The following is a 19,758-nucleotide window of genomic DNA, read 5'->3' as shown; positions in this document are numbered from 1 at the left end:
GGGAGACGGGGGTCAAGATGCGGATCAGGTTCAGGACGGCTGCGGCCATGGCAGCGGCGCTGGCGTCGGCCGTCTCCCCCGCATGGGCTCAGGACACGCTGCCCGACGGGTCGCACGCAGAGGCGGGATCGAGCGCGGTGCCGCCGGGCCATCAGCACGACGCGACCACTCCGGCCCCTGCCCCGGCAGAGCCGCACGCCATGCACGCGCCATCGGCAGGGCGCGCAACGGCCCTCCTCCCCAATGTCGGCAATGGCGGTTTCACCATCACCACCACGGTGCCGGAAGCGCAGGCCTTCTTCAGCAATGGCGTCGAACTGCTGTTCGCCTTCGGTCATGACGAGGCGACGGCGGCGATGGCGGAGGCGGTGCGGCGCGACCCGGAATGCGCGATGTGCCGCTGGGGCCACGCCCTGTCGCTCGGCCCGAACCTCAACATGGAGGCCGATGCCGATAAGCGGAAAGGCGCCTACGCCGAAGTGCTGGTCGGCAAGCGTCTGGCGAGAAGCGGCGGGACGGACAAGGAACGGGCGCTGATCGACGCGCTGGCCCTTCGCTTTCAGCCCAGGGGCACGGTCGCGGCGCGCGACCGCGCCTATGCCGAGCGGATGGCCAAACTGGCAGCCCGCTGGCCCGAAGACGACACGCTGCAGATCCTCGCCGCCGACGCGCTGGTGGTCGCGACCGACTGGGACAAGCCGGACATGGCCCGGCCCATCGCGTTGATCGAGCCGGTCCTTGCCCGCAACCCCGACCATACCGGTGCGATCCATTTCTACATCCACGCGACGGAGATCGCCGGTGATCCGGTAAAGGCGGAGGCTGCGGCGGACCGGCTGAAGGCGATGAAGCTGGAAGCCTCGCATCTGGTGCACATGCCTTCGCACACCTATTACTGGGTGGGCCGCTACCAGGATGCCGCCGATGTCAACCGCAAGGCGGTGATGCTGGGCGAGCACCAGGCGATGACCCTGCCCGCCGATAGCGAAGGCGGGGTCTGGCGCCTGCCCTATCATGCGCACAACGTCATCTTCGGCCTGGGCGGTGCGCTGATGTCGGGGGATGCGCGCACCGCGCTGATGCTGGGGAGGCCGCTGGTCGAATATACGCAGGGGCAGGACAAGGGCAACCCTGTGCGCCAGCTACTGTCCGCCGCGGGCTATTTCGCACTCGCCCGGTTCGAGGATCCGCGTGTCGTCCTGGCGCTTCCCGAACCGAAGACGCCTTACCTGGCGGCGGCGCGCCATTACGCGCGGGGCGAGGCGCTGGCGTTCCTGGGCGACCTTGCGGGTGTCCGGGCCGAGATCGCCGCCATTCCAGAGCGTATCGCCCCGCCGACGACAGAGCCTGCAAAGGGGGAGGCCAAACCCTCTGAAGCCCCCGAACAGATGCTGACCATCGTGCGGCAGGTCCTTATCGGGCGCATCGCCATGGCCGAGGGCAGGCATGCCGACGCGGCCGCCGCGTTCGAGACGGCCGCGAACGTCGAGGAGACCGAGGACTTCGGCGAATTTTCCGACCCGCCCGCGTTCTGGTATCCCGTTCGCCGCGACATGGCGCTGGCGCTGGAAGGCGCGGGCGACAAGGCGGGCGCGCTGCGCGAGGCGAGAAAGACCCTCGAAATCCGCAAGAACGATCCGGTGGCCGCCGCAATCGTCCAGAGGCTGGCAGGCTGAGCAAGCGGCTCAGTTGATGGTGATGACGCCGTCCACCGCCTGCCATTCGGCGGGGCCGATCAGGTCCTGATGGGCGACACAGACCGAATGCAGCACAGCTTCGATATCCGTGCGCCAGAATTCCAGGAACTGTCCCAGCCGCGGGTATTTCGGCGCGATGTCGTATTGCTGGAAGACGAACTGCTGAAGCAGTGACCTGTGATCGGGCATCCAGAAGTGGACCTGAACCGTGGTCAGGCCGTAACCCTGAAGCTGCCGCTGGAAGTCGCCGTCTACCATCGCTCCTCCATTGTCCATGCCCATCCGGGGCACGGTGAACAGAGTCGCAGATTCCGGTAAAATTATGGTTAGGTCAAGATGGAAATGCTGCGCCGCAGCATCAGATGTCGGCCATCGTCGCGCTCGCGCAGATCTCCTGCGTCTGCTCGCCCCCGCCCTCGATCAGCGTGATCGCCGCGAAACCGGCGATGACCAGAACGATGAAACCCACCGTGACCAGCCCCAGGTACTTGTCGATGAAGCGCTTGATCGGCGCACCGAACAGGCGGAACAGCACGCCGACGATCACGAAGCTGATCGAGCGGGACACGATGCTGGCAAGGATGAACATGCCGATGGGCATCGCGATGAAGCCGGCGGTGATGGTGAGCAGCTTGAACGGAATCGGCGTCGCGCCCTTCGCGACGAAGATCCAGAAGCCCATCTCGCGCAAGTAGCACGCCGCGACCGGGAAACTCTCGGTCAGGCCCAGGAGGTCGAGGAGCTGCGCACCGACCAGATCGTAGAGGAAATGGCCGATGGCATAGCCGAGCAGGCCGCCGGCGACCGAGGCGAGCATCGCGACGATCGAATAGCGCAGCGCCTTCTTCGGGTTGGCGAGGCACATGAGGCCGAGCAACGGATGCGGCGGGATCGGAAAGAAGCTCGCCTCGATGAACGAAAACAGGGCCAGCCATCCCTCCGCGTGGCGATGCTGGGCCTTTTCCATGGTCCATTCGTACAGCTTGCGAAGCATCAGCCACCCTTGCGTGTGCACGGCCAACCGCGTGCGTGGCTTCGCGTTTAGGAAAAGGCGCCAAGCAAGGACAGCGAAAACACGCCAACCATGAAATAACCTATTTGGCACTTTTTATTTGACATCGTGACGCTGATTGGTTAGAAAAAGGCGATTATGTAGTTTACAAACCCATCCCTTTCCCCTATAACCGTAGGGGTAAGGAGCAATGGAAATGTCGGTACTTTCGTCCCCCCACTTTCACGATGAAGCCAAGGCTTATGAGTACCTTGAGAGCATCGTGTGGGCCGATGGAGTTACCTGCCCCCATTGCGGCGTGACGGGTGGCCGCGTGTACGACCTGTCGGGCGTCCGCACGAAGCCCTCTGCCAAGAACCCTGAGGGCAAGGTTCGCCACGGCCTCAAGAAGTGTGGCGAGTGCCGCAAGCAGTTCACCGTCAAGGTTGGCACCGTGTTTGAACACGCCCGCCTGCCCCTGACCAAGATGCTCCAGGCTGTTCACCTGATCGTATCCAGCAAGAAAGGCATCAGCAGCCACCAGCTGGCCCGCGTTCTGGAGGTTCAGTACAAGACCGCTTGGTTCCTCGCTCACCGTATCCGCGAAGCCATGCGATCTGGCGACCTTGCGCAGCCCTTCGGCAATGGCGGTGGCGCGGTCGAAGTTGACGAGACCTACATCGGCTTCAAGCGCGATGTGCCTACCCGTCGCGGCACCGCCCACAAGCATGGCGTTGTCGCTCTGGTGGACCGTGAGAGCGGCCAGAGCCGTTGGTTCAAGATCGATAGCTGCACCGCCGATCAGATCCACCCCATCGTGCTGGACAACATCGCCCGCGAAGCCCGCCTGATGACCGACGAAGCCAAGATGTACCGCAAGATCGGTCGCCAGTTTGCCGAGCATGGCACCACCACCCATGCCCGCAACGAGTACGTGAACCCCAAGGATCGCACGATCCACACCAACACCGTTGAAGGCGCTTTCTCGATCTTCAAGCGCGGTATGCGCGGCGTGTACCAGCATTGCGGCGAGCAGCACCTGCACCGCTACCTTGCCGAGTTCGAGTTCCGCTACAATACCCGTCAGGCCAACGGCATTGACGACAAGGGCCGTGCGGTTCGTGCGGTTGAGGGCATCGTTGGCAAGCGCTTAACATACGCAAGGCCTGACCGCGAACAAATCGGGTAAACGCGCGAAAAAGCGGCGTTCTCGATGGGCTCCTAAGGCCCGGCGAAGATCCCCTGCATGGGCGTTGAGTGGTTTTTCACTCAGATTCTTTCAACACCCCTTGCGGGAACCACGCACATCGTTCAGATATAGCAACGCCCGGGAGGTCGATTCCCGGGCGTTGGGTTCCATCAGCCGGTTCGTAGGCCAAGACTAACGGGGGTTAAGAAGATGACGAACAGGAGATAGTCGAGGGGCCCATAAGGCCCTGATGTCGATCTAAGATCCGGCATCGCCGTCCTCGCGCCCTCGCGGTGCGGGGGCGGCTCCTTGATAGGCTTTTTGCCAGGAGCAGTCAACAAAATGAGCACTGAGATTCAGCCAGGCGGCCCCTACGCTGCGGTCCTCGCTGACCTGCGGGCCAAGCGTGACGAGATCGATAAGACCATCAAATTCCTAGAAGGGATGAGTGGGGTTAAGATCGCGTCCAGCACCGGGCATGCCCTCGCAGCTTCGTCGGCTCATGCCGTTGGGGCTACGATAGAGGATAGCGCCACCCTTGATGAAGGTGCCTTTCATGGCATGTCGATCGTAGATGCGACAAAAAAGCTATTGGCAATGCGCAAGCGAAAGATGGGCAATCCCGAGATTGCCCGCGAACTGGCAGCCGGTGGACTCGTTATGACATCTGCTGATCCGGTTAACACTGTGGGTTCGGTTCTTACTCGACGCTACAATCAGGTCGGTGATGTAGTGAAGGTCGCGCGGGGAACATGGGGCCTCAAAGAGTGGTACCCCAATCGCACCTTCAAGCCCATCAGCAAGGCTCCGCAGATTGATGCGCCAAAGCCGGGCGTGAGCGATGGCGGCGAACCTGACAGCGCGTGCAGCGGCGGAGGCGAACTCGATGACATCATCGGATAAGGACGCATTGAAGGCGCAGCTCGACAAATTCAAGGAAGCCGCGCGCGAACTCGAGTGCGACGACGACGAACAGCACTTCAAGGATAGGCTTAGCCGCATCACAAAGGTTTCTAGGCAAGCCAAAAACCGCAAGCCCTAAATGTCGAAGGCGACCCCTGTTAAGGGATCGCCTTCCTCATGTCCTTATAGGGGGTATGGGTCTGCCGATTGTGGCGGCACCCCAGGGACCAAATCCTTAGGCTCGCAGAAGCCGATATATGTCAGAGAGTCGCCTCGTGCAAGACGATTTTTTCAAAGATGAAGGTCAAGTTAACGCGTTCGTTAACGCAATCAGCAAGGCCCGTCTAAGCAAATATATGACCGTGGCCAACGGAGTCTATTGCGACGCTTTAAAACTATACCTATGGAAATCTCAGTTATCGCAGTCCTTATATTTGGGGCTCCAGACTTGGGAAATACTTTTTCGTAACAAGATGAATGCTTTCTTCATATATAAATATGGTGACAAATGGCCATGGAGCGAGCAAGCCGAACGAAACTTCAGCCACAATGACCGGAGGCGGCTAAGCGAGTGCATCGATCGCTTGGAGCGCGATATGTCGCCATCAAAACCCACTACTGATCAAATCGTCGCTGACCTTTCGGCGGGATTTTGGGTCTCTCAACTGGGCTCGAATTATCAAGCACAGTATGGCTGGAAAGCGAACATCAAGTTCCGCATATTCACGAACGATCATTCGATCACATTGGATGATGCATCCGCCATATCAGATGATCTTCTCGACCTGCGAAACCGTGTCGCTCACCACGAACCCATCTTCCATTTGCCGCTCGATGAATGGCGCAAAGACATGATCTGGCTGATTGAGGGCATGTGCCCGACGACCGCATGCTATTTAATCCCAGATAGCGGCTTTGCTCAGCTTTGGGCGAATCGTCCGGTATGATGTCGCCATTCAATTTTCCTACAGCACACCAGTTTGGTTAGAACGCAGCATGCGCCGCAAACCCAGCCTCACCGAACTCGAATTTGCCATCCTTATGGCTTTACTCATTGTTCCTGCTGGATATTTTGCAGTACGCGGCCTATTCGCACTGTTGGCGGGTTTGTAAACTACATAATCGCCTAGAAAAAAAGAACATCGCGATAGAGCGAGTCGCCGCCGACACGGGCAACGGCGGCGTACGCTCTCGCGTGGGCCCACTTCCGGGGCCGATCCACCAACAGGGAGGTGACCATGGCTGAAAAGCCGAAGGGCGAACGCGCGCCTGACGAATGGCGCTCGGCATTCCTCGAGACGCTGTCGCGAACGTCGAACATCTCCGCCGCGGCGCGCGCCGCCAAGGTCGACGCCGGTCTCGTTTATCGCACCCGGCGCAGCGACCCGGTCTTTGCCAAGGCTTGGTACCAGGCGCTGTGCGACGGCTACGACCTGCTCGAACTCGACCTGCTGCGCCGGCTGCGCATGGGCGATACCGAAAATCCGAATGCCAAGCGCAAGCGCAAGTACGACAACGCCACCGCCTTCCGCCTGCTTTCGGCCCATCGCGAAGCGGTCAGCAAGGCCCGCGCCGAACAGGAACAGATGGCTGAAGAGGACATCATCGCCTCGATCAACGCCAAGATCGACATGATGCGCCAACGCATGAAGGCGGCCGCCGCCAACGATGCCGGAACCGGTCACGCCGCCGGGAACGATTCCGGCAGCAACGCGTGACTTCGGCTCGAAGGCTCGCCTGGCTCATGGAAATGGACGAGGAGGAGCGCACCGCGGTTCTTGAAACGCTGAGCCCCTGCGAACGGCGAGAACTGCGCTATCACTGGGAACTCTGGGCGCGCGCCCGGCAGCTCGCCCCGCCCGGAGACTGGCGAATCTGGATGATCTGCGCGGGACGCGGCTTCGGCAAGACCCGCGCCGGCTCCGAATGGATCCGGCAGGTCGCCCGTCAGGACGCCGCGGCGCGCATCGCGCTTGTCGGTGCCTCGCTGGCCGAAGTGCGCGCGGTGATGGTGGAAGGGGAAAGCGGGCTCCTCGCCTGCTGCCCGCCGGGCTTCGCACCGCGCTATGAACCGTCGCTGCGCCGTGTGGTCTTTCCAGGCGGCGCCATTGCCACGCTGTTCTCGGCGGCGGAACCGGAAAGCCTCCGCGGCCCGCAGCACACACATGCCTGGTGCGACGAGGTCGCCAAGTGGGAAACCGCGGGCGGCCGTGCCGAACGTGCGTGGGACAATCTGATGCTCGGCATGCGGCTTGGCGACACACCCCGGGCGCTCGTCACCACGACGCCGCGCGCAGTGCCCCTGATGCGCAAGCTGATGGCGGGCGACGCGGGCGGCGAGACAGTTATCGTGCGGGGGCGGAGCGAGGACAATGCTCCCAACCTGCCGCCCCGGTACCTGACCGACATCCGCAAGCAGTTCGGCCACAGCGCGCTGGGACGGCAGGAACTCGACGGCAAGATGCTGCTCGACATCGAGGGCGCGCTCTGGACCCGCGCCCTGCTCGAACGCAGTCGCGGCCGGGATGGCGGGGTGCTTGTCCGCGTCGTCGTCGGCGTCGATCCACCGGCCAGCGCGCAGGGCGATGCCTGCGGGATCGTCGTCGTCGGGCTTGGCGAGGATGGGCAGGCCCGGGTGCTCGAGGATGCATCGGTCAACCGGCCCAGTCCCGAACGCTGGGCCCGCGCCGTCGCCAGTGCCGCCGCGCGATGGAACGCCGACCGGGTCGTGGCAGAAGCGAACCAGGGCGGCGCGATGGTCGAATCCGTCCTGCGGGCGGCCAGTGTCGATTTGCCGATCCGGCTGGTCCACGCCAGCCGCGGCAAGATCGCCCGCGCCGAACCCGTCGCCGCCCTCTACGTAGCGGGCCGGGTCCTTCACGTCGGGGCCTTCCCGGCGCTGGAAGACGAACTGACCGGCCTGGACACCGGCGGCGCCTATCACGGCCCCGGTCGATCGCCGGACCGGGCCGACGCGCTCGTCTGGGCGCTGACCGAACTGATGCTGGGCGCGCCGGGGCGGCCCAGGGTCTGGGTGCAATAGCGCCCCTCAATTCCGCGAGTAACAGGAGACTTCCATGTCGTTTTTCGAAGCGCTGGGTGCTGCCTTCAAGGGCAGTGCCCCGGCGGAGCGACCGCAGCTGGCGCGGCCCTTCGCCTCGCCCTGGTTGTTCGCCGACGGGGCAGGCGGAGCCTTGCCCTACGAATATCGCGGCGCAGTGAACCGCGCCTATCTCGAGAACCCGGTAGCGCAGCGGGCGGTCCGCATGGTCGCCGAGGGAGTGGCGAGCGCGCCGCTCAAGAGCGGCGACGATGACCTCCGCAAGCTGGTCACCGCGACCAGCGCCGGGCAGGCCCTGCTCGAAACGCTCGCCGCACAAGTCCTGCTGCACGGCAATGCCTATGTCAAGGTCATCAAGGACGCGGCCAACCGGCCGGTCGAGCTCTTCGCCCTGCGGCCCGAGCGCATGGCGGTCGAGCCGGGAGCCGACGGCTGGCCCGTCGCCTTCCGCTACCGGGTCGGCGACAGCCAGGTTTCGCTGCCGATCGTCGACGACCTGCTTTACCCCAATGTCGTTCACATCCGCGATTTCCACCCGGTCGACGACCATTATGGCGCGGGCTGCCTGTCCGCCGCAAACGAAGCCGTGGCGATCCACAACGCCGCCGCACGGTGGAACCGCGTCTTGCTCGAAAACGCGGCCCGGCCTTCGGGCGCGCTGGTTTACGATGCCGGGGATGGTGCAACGCTCACCACGGATCAGTTCGAGCGGCTGAAGGCCGAACTTGCCAACGCCTTCCAGGGCGCGGGCAATGCCGGACGGCCGATGCTGCTGGAAGGCGGGCTCAAGTGGCAGTCGCTGTCGATGAGCCCGGCCGACATGGATTTCGCCACGCTCAAGAGCTCGGCCGCAAGGGATATCGCACTGGCCTTCGGCGTGCCCCCGATGCTGCTCGGCCTGCCGGGAGACAACACTTACGCCAACTATCGCGAGGCCAATCGCGCGCTCTGGCGCCTGACCCTGCTGCCGCTGGCCGACAAGATCCTGCGCGCGATTGCCGAGGGGTTGTCGCCGTGGTTCCCGGATGCCGAGCTTGCCGTCGACCTCGACCGGGTGCCGGCCTTGTCCGAAGACCGCGAGAAGCTCTGGTCGCAGCTGAGCGAGGCGGACTTCCTGTCCGATGACGAGAAGCGCGCGATGCTCGGCCTGCCGCCCCGGCCCGTTCGGCCCGACCCGGCCTCTGTCGAGGAGCAAGTCGCGCAAGGCGCAGCCAAGGACGAGCCCAGATCCGCAAGGGCCAAGGCCGGGGAGTCTGAGCGATGAGCCGCGAAGAACTGCTCGCCCGGCTGCTCGCCCAGGCCGAGGACAGCGGCGGCGACTTCGTCACTCTCAGGGCCGTTGTCGAGGAGGCGAGCGAGCTGGGCGCGGTGCGCGTGCTGAGCCGCATGGGCCTCGACGATGCCAGTGCGCACGATGACCTCGCCGAACTGCGCGAACTGCTCCGGGCATGGCGCGATGCCAAGCGCAGCGCATGGAACGCGGCGATCGACTGGGTCGTGCGCGGCGTCCTTGCCATCCTGTTGTGTGCCCTCGCCGTCCGCCTGGGCTTCGGAGATCTCGTACGATGACGCTGGAAACCAAGTTCACCACAGGCTTCGATGCCGTTCGCTTCGCAGGCTATGCCGCGCTGTTCGACCAGATCGACGCCGGTCGCGACGTGATCCGGAAAGGCGCGTTCGAACAGTCCCTGCGCGAACGCCGCATCGCCAATCAGGCCATTCCGCTGCTCTGGCAGCATCGTCCCGATACCCAGATCGGCTGGGTCGAACGCATCGGCGAGGACGAGCGGGGCCTGCGCGTCGTTGCCCGCATCGACGATCCGGCCAGCCAGGCCGCGCGCCTGCTGAAGGACGGTGCGGTGACCGGACTGTCGTTCGGCTATCGCAGCCAGGCAGCCCGCGAAGTGACGTTGGAGGACGGCCGCCAGGGCCGCGAACTGGCGCAGGTCGACCTGTTCGAGGTCAGCCTCGTCACCCGGCCCATGCAGCATGGCGCCCGCGTCCACTTCGTCGATTGATCCATTGACCCGATTTCCGCCGAGCCAGCGCGCCGTCGGATCGAAAGCTGCCCCGGCAGCAACCAGAACGGTCGTCCGCACGGGCGGCCTTTTTCATGTGCGAAAGGTGAATTGCCCGATGAATATGGAAACCAAGATGGAAGGCCTCGACGCCTCCTTCGATATCGTTGCGCGCCAGGATGCCGCGGATGAGGCGATCAAGGGCCTGCGCAGCGACGTCGACGAGGTGAAGAGCCGCCTCGAACGGGTCAGCCGCGCCGCGGCGCGCCCGATGATCGACACCGGTGCACAGGGTTCGGCCCCCATGCTGGGGGCCGAAGTGAAGGGCTTCGTCAACAACTACCTGCGGATGGGCCGCGAGACCGAGCTGAAGTCGGTAAGCGGCGCGGCGCTTTCCGACGGCGGCTACGCCGTCCCGCGCGAGCTTGACGCGCTGATCGCCCGCGCCCTCAAGAAGATCAGCCCGATCCGCCAGATCGCGCAGGTCGTGCAGACCGGCAGCGCCGGCTATCGCAAGCTCGTCACCGGTACCGGCACGGCCTCTGGCTGGGTCAGTGAAACGGCGGCCCGCCCGATGACCGCGACGCCGACCTTCTACGAGATCGCGCCGCCGTCCGGCGAGCTCTACGCCAACCCCGCCGCGAGCCAGGCGATGCTGGACGACGCGGGCTTCGATCTCGAAACCTGGCTCGCCGACGAGATCGCGACCGAGTTCGCCCGTGCCGAAGGCGCCGCCTTCGTCAACGGCACCGGCATCAACCAGCCGCTCGGCTTTCTGACGTCGCCGCAGGCCGCCACCAATGATGCCACCCGCGCGTTCGGCACGCTGCAGTTCATCGTTTCGGGCAACGCCACCGGGTTCGACACGGCGCCCGAAGCCAAGCTGATCGACCTCGTCCACCAGCTGAAGGCAGGGCATCGCCAGGGCGCGAGCTGGGTGATGAATTCGACGACGATGGCCTCGGTCCGCAAGCTAAAGACCAGCGACGGCGCGTTCCTGTGGCAGCCGGGCCTGATCGAAGGCCAGCCGGACCGACTGCTCGGCTATCCGATCATCGAGGCCGAGGACATGCCCGACATCGCCGCGGGCACCACGCCGATCGCCTTCGGCAACTTCCGCAACGGCTATCTCGTGGCCGAACGCACGGCGACTTCGATCCTGCGCGATCCGTTCACCAACAAGCCGTTCGTCCACTTCTACGCGACCAAGCGCGTCGGCGGCCAGGTGATCGACAGCGACGCGATCAAGCTGCTCAAGATCTCGACCTGACGCGGGATCGCGCCCGAAGCCGGGGATCCGCCGCACCCTAAGCGCCTGGCGCAGGGCCAGCGGCACCCCGCCGGCCGGAACGGATCGCCCCTGTCCGTTCCGGCCCCCCAAGGAAAGCGCCCCGCCCGGTTCTCACCTCCCGGCGGGACGCTTTCCGACTTTTCAAGGCATTCGAAAGGCAGCAAGTTATGAAGCGCGCCGTCCTTGCGCCCCCCGCCCTGCCCGCATCGGCGCTCGCCGAGCTGAAGGAGTGGCTGGGCATCAACACCACGCGCGAAGACGCGTTGCTCGGCCATCTGCTCACCGCCTCGCTCGACATCTGCGAGGCCTATACCGGCTCCCGCCCCATCGCCTCGGAATGCGAGGAGATCTGGCCGACGCGCCAGGTCGGCCCGGACCGCACGGGTTGGCAGGCGCTGTCCACCCGCCCCGTCGAGAACATCGTCTCGGTCGAGGCGGTGGCGATCGATGCAAGTCGACGAACGCTGACGAGCGCCGACTGCGAGATCGCGATCGATGCCGAAGGCGTCGGCCGCTTCCGTGTGATCGCCCCGGTCACCGAAAGCCGGATCGCGATCCGCTTTCGCGCCGGTCATGCCACGGGCTGGGAAAGCCTGCCCGATGCTCTTCGCCAGGGTGCGATCCGGCTGGCCGCCCACCATCATCGGCAGCGCGAAACCGGCAATGCCGACACCGCTCCGCCCCGCGCAGTCGCGGCCTTGTGGCAGCCCTGGCGCCGGGTTCGGCTCGCGTGATCGACGGGCGCTGGGACGCCGCCGCCTTCACCCGAGCCCTCGCCGCATCGCTCCGCGATCGCAGCCGGAAGCGCGGTTCGGTCATGACGCATGGAAATTCGCAGCGCTGGCGCCGGGCCGATCGGCTCTGGCCCGACTTCGCGCCCCGATACGAGTATTGAATCCATGGAAATAGCCCTGCGCGCCGCGCTGCTCGACCACCTCGCCCATCATCCCGACCTTGCGGGGGAACTGAACGCCATCAGCGAAGAGGTGCCGCTGCGCGCCAGCCTGCCCTGGCTGGCCATCGTCGCCAGCGCCAGCGCGGACTGGAGCCACAAGACCGGCATGGGTCGCGAGGTTCGCATCGCGGTTGAACTGCAAGCGCGGGGCGACGACCCCGAAACCGCCGCAGCGCTGGTCGCCAACCTGGAGGCCGCGATCCTGGCCCTGCCGCCCCGTCAGCCTTCGTTTCGCATCGCCAGTATCCAGTTTCTGCGCGCGCGCACCGAACAACGCGGCGGCACGACGCGGGCGGTCCTTCTCGAATACCGGTTCCGCGTCCTCGCGAACTGACCTCACCGCAGACATTGGAGACTACAGCCATGAGCGCCCAGAAAGGCAGTGCCTTCCTCTTGAAGATCGGCAACGGCGGATCGCCCGCCGTCTACACCACAGTCGCCGGCCTGCGCACGACGCAGATGTCGATCACTGGCGATGCCGTCGTCACGACCTCGAAGGATTCGGGTGGCTGGCGCGAAATGCTGTCCGGCGCCGGACAAAGGCAGGTTTCGGTCAGCGCGGCCGGGATCTTTCTTGGCTCCGACGCGGAGACCGCGATTCGCGGCCATGCCTTGGCGGGTACCATCGCCGACTACGAACTCAGCTTCGAGGATGGCGAGCGCATGCAGGGGCAGTTCCTGGTGCAGCGGCTCGACTATGCCGGCGATTTCAATGGCGAGCGCAATTACACGATGACGCTGGAAAGCTCCGGCCCCGTCGTGCCGGTGGCGGCCTGATGACGACCCCGCCCGTCGAGGCCTCGGCCAATCCCGCAAGGGGCGAGGCGGCGATCATTGTCAAGGGCCGCAAGCGCCGTCTGCGCCCGACCTTCGCCGCGCTCGTCGCCGCAGAAGAGGAACTCGGTCCGCTTTTCGCGCTCGTCGAACGGGCGGGTTCGGGCCGGCTCAAGCTGACGGAGATGACGGCCCTGTTCTGGCACTGCCTTGCCGACCGTGCCGATCTGACGCGCGAGGACGTGGGTGAGGCCATCGCCGGACAGGGACTGGCCGCCAGCGCCCCGCCACTGCGCGCGGTGCTGCAACAGGTGCTGCAGGGGGCGTGAATGGCCGACCCGACGGCTCGCTTTGCCGATAGCGCCGCACGCCTTTTCGGGCAGTGCGCGCTGATGATGGGGTGGCGGCCAGACGAATTCTGGTCCGCCACCCCTGCGGAAGTCGCCGCAATCTTCGCCGCTGCGCAAGGGCCGCGCGCCGATGCCGGGGTCAGCCGTGCCGATCTCGACCGCATGATGGAGCAGGACAATGGATAAACAGATCGAAACGCTGATGGTCGACGTGCGGGCCAGTACCGAAGGGTTTGCCAGCGACATTCAGCGGATGCGTGACACCTTCGATTCCACGCTGGTCGACGGGTTCGGGCGCGCGGGAAACATCCTCGAATCAAGCCTTCTGGGCGCAGTCCGGCGCGGCAGCCTGGGGTTCGAGGATCTCAAGCGGACGGCCGTGCGCGTTCTCGACGACATCGCCTCCAGCGCGTTGCGTGGCGGCCTCGGCCAACTGGGCGGCATTTTCGGAGGCGGCGGAGGGCTCCTCGGCGGGCTTCTCGGGAGCGTGCTCGGCCTGCCCGGCCGTGCCACCGGGGGCAATGTCGCGCCGGGCAGCGCCTACCTTGTGGGAGAACGCGGCCCGGAACTCTTCGTCCCGACGAGCGCCGGGCGAGTTGAGGCGCAGATGGGCGGCGGCGTGCGCGACGTGCGCGTGTCGATCAACCTCACTACCCCGCCCGGCGCATCGTCGGCGGAGAGCCTGCAACGGTCCGGCCGGCAGGTCGCGAGCGCTGTGCGCCGCGCGCTGGCCGCCCATTGATCGCAGGAAAGGGCGCGAACATGGCTTACTGGCTGGCAAAAGCCCGCAACGGTCAGCGCAGCGATTTCATCCAGCGCTTCGATCCGCGGTTCTGGACCGTGAAATTCCCCCGCCCGATGATGGCGGCGATCACCACGATCGCGCCCGACGCGCTGCGCGTCGATTGCGTGTTCTATCGCAAGAAGGACCTCGTCGGGATCATCTGGGACTCGGTTGATCGCCTCGATCACCCGCTGACGGCTTACGAAACGCGGCGCGATTATCGCGGCTTGTCCTTGTCGTTCCGCTGGCGGTCCGGCGGCATCATCGCGCTGGACGGGCTGAACGGGCCGACCCTCACCATCGAGGGTCGCGACGAAGCGGGCCAGCCGCGCACATGGTACGTGCGGCTGTGGAACTACGCCACGGGGTCGCCGACCGACGCACAGATAGACCTGCGCTTCTCTGAAATGGACGGCGGCTTTCTCCTCCCTTTCCAGGCCGATCGGGTCTTTGCCGGGGATATCGACCGCATGTTCGTATCGATGGTCGCGCCTGCCTACGACCAGGCTGGCGGCAATCTTTCCGCACAGGTCGAAGGATGGGCCGAGATGACCGGCATCCGCGCCGACGGTGCCGGGGCGATGCTGCCGATCGGCGATGTCCTGGTGCCGCCGCATGGTATTTCGATGTGCACCGCCTTCGACGATTGCGGCACGCAGACACCGGCGCGGCTGCTGCGCAACGTTCGCGCGCTGGGGTACCGGGGCGAAATCGTCCACTACCTCGGCATGAGCCATTATTTCCGGCTCAAGGCGGTCGCGGCGGACAAGTTCGAGGTCGATGGTGCGGCGGCGGGGCTGAACGTGGCCGCCCGGGCCTGGCATGGGGATTTCTTCGCCCGAGCCAAGGCGATGGGCTTCGCGCCGATCGCATCCTTGTCATACGAATTGCTGGCTATGCATTGCCCGCAGGCTTGGGCGCAGCGGGACCTGTCTGGCACTGCGGGGCTGACTGGCTGGGATCCGCCATCCAACCTGCTTTCGCCGGCTAACGATGCGGCGATGGCCTACCTGCGCAAGATTGCCGGCGAAGCGGTCGGGCTGATGAAAGCGGCAGGCACTGACGTCCGGTTCCAGATCGGCGAGCCCTGGTGGTGGACATATGCCGATGGCCGGATCTGCCTGTACGATGATGCCGCAAAGACTGCTTTCGGCGGCAAGCCGGTGGCGATCCCGTCGTTGCGTGACCCCCTGTCGGCTTCGCAGAAGGCGCTGCTCGACCAAGCTGGCGCGAAACTGGCCGCCTCAACCGCGGCGCTGAGCGAGGCTGTGCGAAAGGCCGCGGCGCCAGCCGTCGCCGATGTCCGGCTACTTGCCTTCACGCCTACGCTCCTCGATCCGGGAACTCCGGAAGCCCGCCGCGCCAATCTGCCGACGGGCTGGGCCTATCCTGCCTTCGACCGGCTGCAAGTCGAGGATTACGACTGGCTGACCGACGGCAAGGACGGCTTGCGGAGGAAGGGTTACGAGATCGTCGGCGAGAGACTCGGCTACCCGATCGCCAGGCAGGATTACCTGTCGGGTTTCGTCCTGCTGCCCGAGGATGCGGAAACGTACTGGCCGCTGATCGACGCGGCCCTTGACGAGGCCGAAACGCGCGGCGTCGGCAATCGGTTCGTCTGGGCCTCGCCGCAAGTGATGCGCGACGGCTTCGTACGCCTTCCCAACCACCAAGACGAGGTCGACATGCGCCCCTTCGACGATGTTTCCTATCCGCTGGCACTCGGCCGTGGATCGACAGTCGTGCCAGAATTCTCGACGTCGATCACCGTAACCGCTTCGGGCCACGAACATCGCAACACGCTTTGGTCCGACGCGCGATTGAAGTTCGATGTCGGTCCCGGCGTCAGGGGCGAAGCGGAACTGGGCACGCTGATCGCCTTCTTCCGCGCCAGGCGCGGTGCGGCGCGCGGTTTTCGTTTGCGCGATCCCAACGATTTCAGTTCGCAGGCCATGACCGGCATCCCGACCCCGTTCGACCAATTGCTCGGCATCGGCGACGGCGCGAAAACGGCCTTCCTACTCATCAAGCACTACGGCGAGGACGGCGACGCGCAGCGCCGCCGGATTACGCGCCCGGTTGCCGGATCGGTGAAAGTGAGCGTCGACGGCACCGAGCGGAGAAACTTCACGCTGGATCCGCGGGGCGTCATCCTTTTCGACGAGGCCCCGCCGCCAGGCGCGGATGTGCGGGCCGGATTCCTGTTCGAAGTCCCCGTCCGGTTCGCCGAGGACCGGCTGGAGATATCGAGCGTAGCCTTTGCTGCCGGTGAAGCGCCGAGTGTCCCGCTCATCGAATTGCGGGAAGACGCATGACCCGGCGCTGGTTTGCAGGTGAGCTGGAAACGGTCGTCACTTGGTGGCGCGTCTATCGGCGTGACGGGATCACGCACGGCTTCGTCAGCCACGATCGCGACCTGTCCTTCGACGGTATCCGCCACCGCACCGCACCTGGCATGGTACCGTCGGCGATCCGTCTGAGTTCCGATCTGGAACCCGACAGCGCCGAAGTCGCCGGCGCGCTCGATCACGCGTCGATCCGGGCCGAGGACCTTGCGGCAGGGCGCTTCGACGGGGCGCAGGTCGAGGTCGGTGTGGTCGATTGGGAAACGCTGGAACGAGAAGTGATCTACGCCGGCACGATCACCACGGTTTCACAGGACGCCGGTCAATTTTCCGCCGGCCTCGCCTCCGTCAAGACGCTTCTGGCGAGGCAGCCCATTCCCCAGACCAGTCCAACGTGTCGGGCGGCGTTCTGCGGCGAGGGATGCAACCTGTCGCCCGCGCCGTTCACCCACGACGCCGCGATCGCCAGCGTCGACCAAGTCAACGCGAAGCTGTCGCTGGTCGGCGCGCCGGGGGCGGACAAGTTGCTGGACGGGACGATCTCGTTCCTCAGCGGAGAATCGGCCGGACTTGAATTCGCGGTTGCTGCCATCGATGGTGACCAGCTCATTCTCGATCGTTGGTTCGGCGAGGATGTCGCTGCGGGGACGCGGGTCGTGGTCCGGGAGGGGTGCGATCACCGCTGGGAGACTTGTCGAACGCGCTTCGGCAATGCGATCAACTTCCGGGGGGAGCCCTTCCTGCCCGGCAACGATCTCCTGACCCGCTATCCCCTTCCGCAATGACGGCAGCCCCTATCGCCGAGGCGGCGCGTCGGCTGGTCGGCGTGCCATTCCGGTTACATGGCCGCGACCCCCAGACCGGGGTCGATTGCGTCGGCCTCGTCCTCGCGGCGCTGGACTCGATCGGCGCCGTGACCGTCAGTCCGAAAAACTACGCCTTGCGCCAGACGTCGATAGCGCATCTCCTGCCCCTCGCGACCGAGAACGGCTTCGAGCCGGCCAGCGGCGCACCCCAGCCGGGCGATCTCATCCTCTTCGCACTGCCGGCAGCTCAGCACCACGTGGCGATCTGCCTGTGCGGCGAAAGGATCGTCCATGCGCATGCGGGGCTGAAGAGGGTGGTCGAAGGCATGCCTGGCAACGGCTGGCGGATCGAGCAGATCTGGCGGCACTCTCTCCGAATCAAGGAATGACAGGATGGCTACTCTCGTTCTCACCGCCGTCGGCACTGCATTGGGCGGGCCGTTGGGCGGAGCGCTTGGCGCATTGGCCGGCCGCGCCCTCGACGGCGCGGTCATCGGATCAAGGGGATACCAAGGTCCGCGCCTCAAGGAACTGGCCGTCACGACGTCGAGTTACGGCAGCAACATACCGCGCCACTTCGGGAAGGTCCGTGCCGCCGGCAGCGTGATCTGGGCTACCGACCTCGTCGAGCACAAGGAGAACAGCGGCGGCGGAAAGGGCAAACCGAAGGTCACTTCATACAGTTACACGGCGTCGTTTGCCGTCGCGCTGGCCAGTCGCCGGATAGCTCGCGTCGGCCGCGTCTGGGCCGACGGCAATCTCCTGCGCGGAGCTGCCGAAGACCTCAAGGTCGGCGGCAGCCTGCGTGTCCATGAAGGCGCGGACGACCAGTTGCCTGACCCCCTGATCGAAGCTGATCTTGGTCCGGGTTGCCCGGCGTTCCGAGGAATGGCCTATGCGGTATTCGAAGATCTGGACCTTTCCGACTTCGGCAATCGCATTCCGGCGCTCACTTTCGAGATAATCGCCGACGAAAGCGGCCTGACGCTTCGCGACTTGTTGCCTGACGACCGGCTGGACATCGATCCGATCGAATTGGCGCTGAGCGGCTTCAGCCACGACGGCGGCGCCGATGCCGACCTCGTTGCCGAACTGGACACGTTCTTCCCCATATCCTGCGATGGCGGCGGGGGAAGGCTGTCGCTGCGCGATGCGAGCACGGCGGCAGGGCAGGTCGTGGCGGTACTCCCGCCCCCCGTATCCAGCACGCAAGGCGAGTTCGCCGCTCGCACGGGATTGCGCCGCGATCGCACCATGGAGCGATCGAGCGAGGGCGTTAACCTGCGCTATTACGACACCGGGCGTGACTATCAGCCGGGCATGCAACGTAGTCGTGGCCGCCCCGGGACCGGCCGGGTCGACCTGATCGAGTTTCCGGCCTGCCTTGATGCCGGATGCGCGCGAGAGCTGGCCGACAAGGTTGTCGATAATCGGGAGAGCAGCCGCGAGACGATGTCCTATCGCATCGCCACGCTCGACCCCGCGCTGCGCTGCGGTTCGCTGGTCCGGCCGTTCGGCGAAAGGGGCGTCTGGCGCGTGCGTAGCTGGGAATGGCGCAGTTCCCGTGTCGAACTGGAGCTTGAAGCCTTGCCGACACGTCTCGCGCAGGGCGTACGGGCACCGGGCGATCCCGGACAGACGAAGCCTCCCGCCGATGTCACGGTCGGGACCACCATCCTAACCGCATTTGAGGCACCTTGGGACGGAATCGGCAGCGGATCGGAACGGCGGATCATGGTTGCCGCTTCGTCCGCCGACGCAGGCTGGCGCGGTACCGCGCTGTTCGCCGATCGCGGCGACGGACAGCTGATACCCGCCGGCACCGCGGGCCGGCAGCGCGCAACCGTCGGCGTCGCGACCCAAGCGCTACCGCTGGCAAGCCCGCACTTGCTCGATCGCCAGAGCACGGTGGTCATACAGCTTGCCGATCCGTCGTTCGCGCTGACCCAGACCGACATACGCGGTCTCGCCCTTGGCGCGAACCAGGCACGACTTGGGCAGGAGATCATACAGTTCGCCGATGCCGAACCTGTCGGCCCGGGACTTTGGCGCCTTTCCTCCCTGCTGCGGGGGCGGGGCGGGACCGAACACGCCATTGCCGGACATGTGAGCGGCGAAGCATTCGTCCTGATTGACGATACTCTCGCCGTTGCCGACGAACTGGCATTTGGCAGTTCCACAGCTCCCCGGCTCGTCGCGATCGGCCCCGGCGACACCGTTCCTGTCGCAGTGCCCGTCGATGATTTCGGCGCCACCCTGCGCCCGCTTGCGCCGGTCAAAGCCGTATTCGAACGGGATTCCGAGGGACTTCCCACATTGCGCTGGACGCGTCGCAGCCGCGGTGGCTGGCAATGGCTCGATGCCGTCGACGCCCCCTTGGCTGAGTCGATGGAAAGTTATGAAGTCCGCTTCGTCGACGGCAACGGTCGTGTCGTCAGCTGGCGTGTCGGCTCCGCAGAATGGCAGCCCTCGGTGGTGCAGTGGTCCGAACTTTCTGCCGGTCCGCTGCCGCATCGCCTGGAAATAAGGCAGATCGGGTCGGTTTCGATGTCCCGTCCGCTGATCGTGAAATTGACCACCGCATAAGGAAAACG

The 19,758-nt window shown here is 65.3% G+C and carries 22 protein-coding genes; 20 read left to right on the top strand and 2 right to left on the bottom strand.

Annotated elements, in window-relative coordinates:
- Positions 1-17: 17 nt before the first annotated feature.
- The gene (locus tag J2X37_RS09885; protein WP_310020608.1) at positions 18-1,676 is read left to right on the top strand and encodes a hypothetical protein; all 1,659 of its coding nucleotides are present in this window, start codon (positions 18-20) and stop codon (positions 1,674-1,676) included.
- Between the two features lie 9 nt (positions 1,677-1,685).
- Here the strand turns inward: J2X37_RS09885 and J2X37_RS09880 are convergent, their stop codons facing one another.
- Positions 1,686-1,955, bottom strand: coding sequence for a protein usg (locus J2X37_RS09880; protein WP_310020606.1), 270 nt, complete (start codon positions 1,953-1,955; stop codon positions 1,686-1,688).
- Between the two features lie 100 nt (positions 1,956-2,055).
- Positions 2,056-2,691 (bottom strand): YqaA family protein, encoded by a 636-nt coding sequence (locus J2X37_RS09875; RefSeq protein WP_310020603.1) that lies wholly within the window; start codon positions 2,689-2,691, stop codon positions 2,056-2,058.
- Between the two features lie 214 nt (positions 2,692-2,905).
- On the opposite strand from J2X37_RS09875, the gene J2X37_RS09870 reads away from it, so the two are divergent.
- The 19 genes from J2X37_RS09870 to J2X37_RS09780 all read left to right on the top strand — a co-directional run bounded on the left by J2X37_RS09870 (position 2,906) and on the right by J2X37_RS09780 (position 19,750).
- Positions 2,906-3,877: an IS1595 family transposase gene (locus tag J2X37_RS09870; RefSeq protein WP_310020601.1), complete on the top strand. Its 972-nt coding sequence runs from the start codon at positions 2,906-2,908 to the stop codon at positions 3,875-3,877.
- A gap of 342 nt (positions 3,878-4,219) precedes the next feature.
- Positions 4,220-4,780, top strand: coding sequence for a winged helix-turn-helix domain-containing protein (locus J2X37_RS09865; RefSeq protein ID WP_310020599.1), 561 nt, complete (start codon positions 4,220-4,222; stop codon positions 4,778-4,780).
- 275 nt (positions 4,781-5,055) lie between these two features.
- Positions 5,056-5,727: a hypothetical protein gene (locus J2X37_RS09860; RefSeq protein ID WP_310020597.1), complete on the top strand. Its 672-nt coding sequence runs from the start codon at positions 5,056-5,058 to the stop codon at positions 5,725-5,727.
- Between the two features lie 291 nt (positions 5,728-6,018).
- On the top strand, positions 6,019-6,498 hold the full coding sequence (locus tag J2X37_RS09855; protein WP_310020595.1) for a hypothetical protein: 480 nt from the start codon (positions 6,019-6,021) through the stop codon (positions 6,496-6,498).
- 26 nt (positions 6,499-6,524) lie between these two features.
- The gene (locus tag J2X37_RS09850) at positions 6,525-7,823 is read left to right on the top strand and encodes a terminase large subunit domain-containing protein (protein ID WP_310020593.1); all 1,299 of its coding nucleotides are present in this window, start codon (positions 6,525-6,527) and stop codon (positions 7,821-7,823) included.
- A gap of 34 nt (positions 7,824-7,857) precedes the next feature.
- Complete coding sequence (locus tag J2X37_RS09845) at positions 7,858-9,105, top strand: phage portal protein (RefSeq protein WP_310020591.1); 1,248 nt, start codon at positions 7,858-7,860, stop codon at positions 9,103-9,105.
- Positions 9,102-9,410, top strand: coding sequence for a DUF6127 family protein (locus J2X37_RS09840; protein WP_310020589.1), 309 nt, complete (start codon positions 9,102-9,104; stop codon positions 9,408-9,410). Before J2X37_RS09845 ends, J2X37_RS09840 begins: the two co-directional genes overlap by 4 nt.
- Entirely contained in the window at positions 9,407-9,859 is a 453-nt protein-coding gene (locus J2X37_RS09835; protein ID WP_310020588.1) for an HK97 family phage prohead protease, read from the top strand. Before J2X37_RS09840 ends, J2X37_RS09835 begins: the two co-directional genes overlap by 4 nt.
- A 118-nt stretch (positions 9,860-9,977) precedes the next feature.
- Positions 9,978-11,129: a phage major capsid protein gene (locus tag J2X37_RS09830; protein WP_404979614.1), complete on the top strand. Its 1,152-nt coding sequence runs from the start codon at positions 9,978-9,980 to the stop codon at positions 11,127-11,129.
- Between the two features lie 188 nt (positions 11,130-11,317).
- A complete protein-coding gene (locus J2X37_RS09825; RefSeq protein ID WP_310020586.1) occupies positions 11,318-11,884 on the top strand; it encodes a phage head-tail connector protein in 567 nt (188 codons plus the stop codon).
- A gap of 165 nt (positions 11,885-12,049) precedes the next feature.
- Positions 12,050-12,439: a DUF3168 domain-containing protein gene (locus tag J2X37_RS09820; RefSeq protein WP_310020583.1), complete on the top strand. Its 390-nt coding sequence runs from the start codon at positions 12,050-12,052 to the stop codon at positions 12,437-12,439.
- A gap of 29 nt (positions 12,440-12,468) precedes the next feature.
- The gene (locus J2X37_RS09815) at positions 12,469-12,882 is read left to right on the top strand and encodes a phage major tail protein, TP901-1 family (protein ID WP_310020581.1); all 414 of its coding nucleotides are present in this window, start codon (positions 12,469-12,471) and stop codon (positions 12,880-12,882) included.
- Positions 12,882-13,208, top strand: coding sequence for a gene transfer agent family protein (locus J2X37_RS09810; protein ID WP_310020579.1), 327 nt, complete (start codon positions 12,882-12,884; stop codon positions 13,206-13,208). Before J2X37_RS09815 ends, J2X37_RS09810 begins: the two co-directional genes overlap by 1 nt.
- The gene (locus J2X37_RS09805; protein WP_310020577.1) at positions 13,209-13,415 is read left to right on the top strand and encodes a phage tail assembly chaperone; all 207 of its coding nucleotides are present in this window, start codon (positions 13,209-13,211) and stop codon (positions 13,413-13,415) included.
- Positions 13,408-13,971: a tail tape measure protein gene (locus J2X37_RS09800; protein WP_310020575.1), complete on the top strand. Its 564-nt coding sequence runs from the start codon at positions 13,408-13,410 to the stop codon at positions 13,969-13,971. The genes J2X37_RS09805 and J2X37_RS09800 overlap by 8 nt, the downstream gene beginning before the upstream one ends.
- 20 nt (positions 13,972-13,991) lie before the next feature.
- Positions 13,992-16,328 (top strand): DUF2460 domain-containing protein, encoded by a 2,337-nt coding sequence (locus J2X37_RS09795; protein ID WP_310020572.1) that lies wholly within the window; start codon positions 13,992-13,994, stop codon positions 16,326-16,328.
- Positions 16,325-17,143, top strand: a complete 819-nt coding sequence (locus J2X37_RS09790) for a DUF2163 domain-containing protein (protein WP_310020570.1) — start codon at positions 16,325-16,327, stop codon at positions 17,141-17,143. Before J2X37_RS09795 ends, J2X37_RS09790 begins: the two co-directional genes overlap by 4 nt.
- The gene (locus J2X37_RS09785) at positions 17,140-17,553 is read left to right on the top strand and encodes an NlpC/P60 family protein (RefSeq protein WP_310020568.1); all 414 of its coding nucleotides are present in this window, start codon (positions 17,140-17,142) and stop codon (positions 17,551-17,553) included. The genes J2X37_RS09790 and J2X37_RS09785 overlap by 4 nt, the downstream gene beginning before the upstream one ends.
- A gap of 73 nt (positions 17,554-17,626) precedes the next feature.
- A complete protein-coding gene (locus J2X37_RS09780) occupies positions 17,627-19,750 on the top strand; it encodes a phage tail protein (RefSeq protein ID WP_310020565.1) in 2,124 nt (707 codons plus the stop codon).
- Positions 19,751-19,758 lie beyond the last annotated feature (8 nt).

The organism is Croceicoccus sp. BE223 (assembly GCF_031457155.1).
In the GTDB taxonomy this organism is placed as follows: domain Bacteria; phylum Pseudomonadota; class Alphaproteobacteria; order Sphingomonadales; family Sphingomonadaceae; genus Croceicoccus.
The sequence above is the reverse complement of the archived record's forward strand: the minus strand, read 5'-3'. Positions and strand labels throughout refer to the sequence as shown.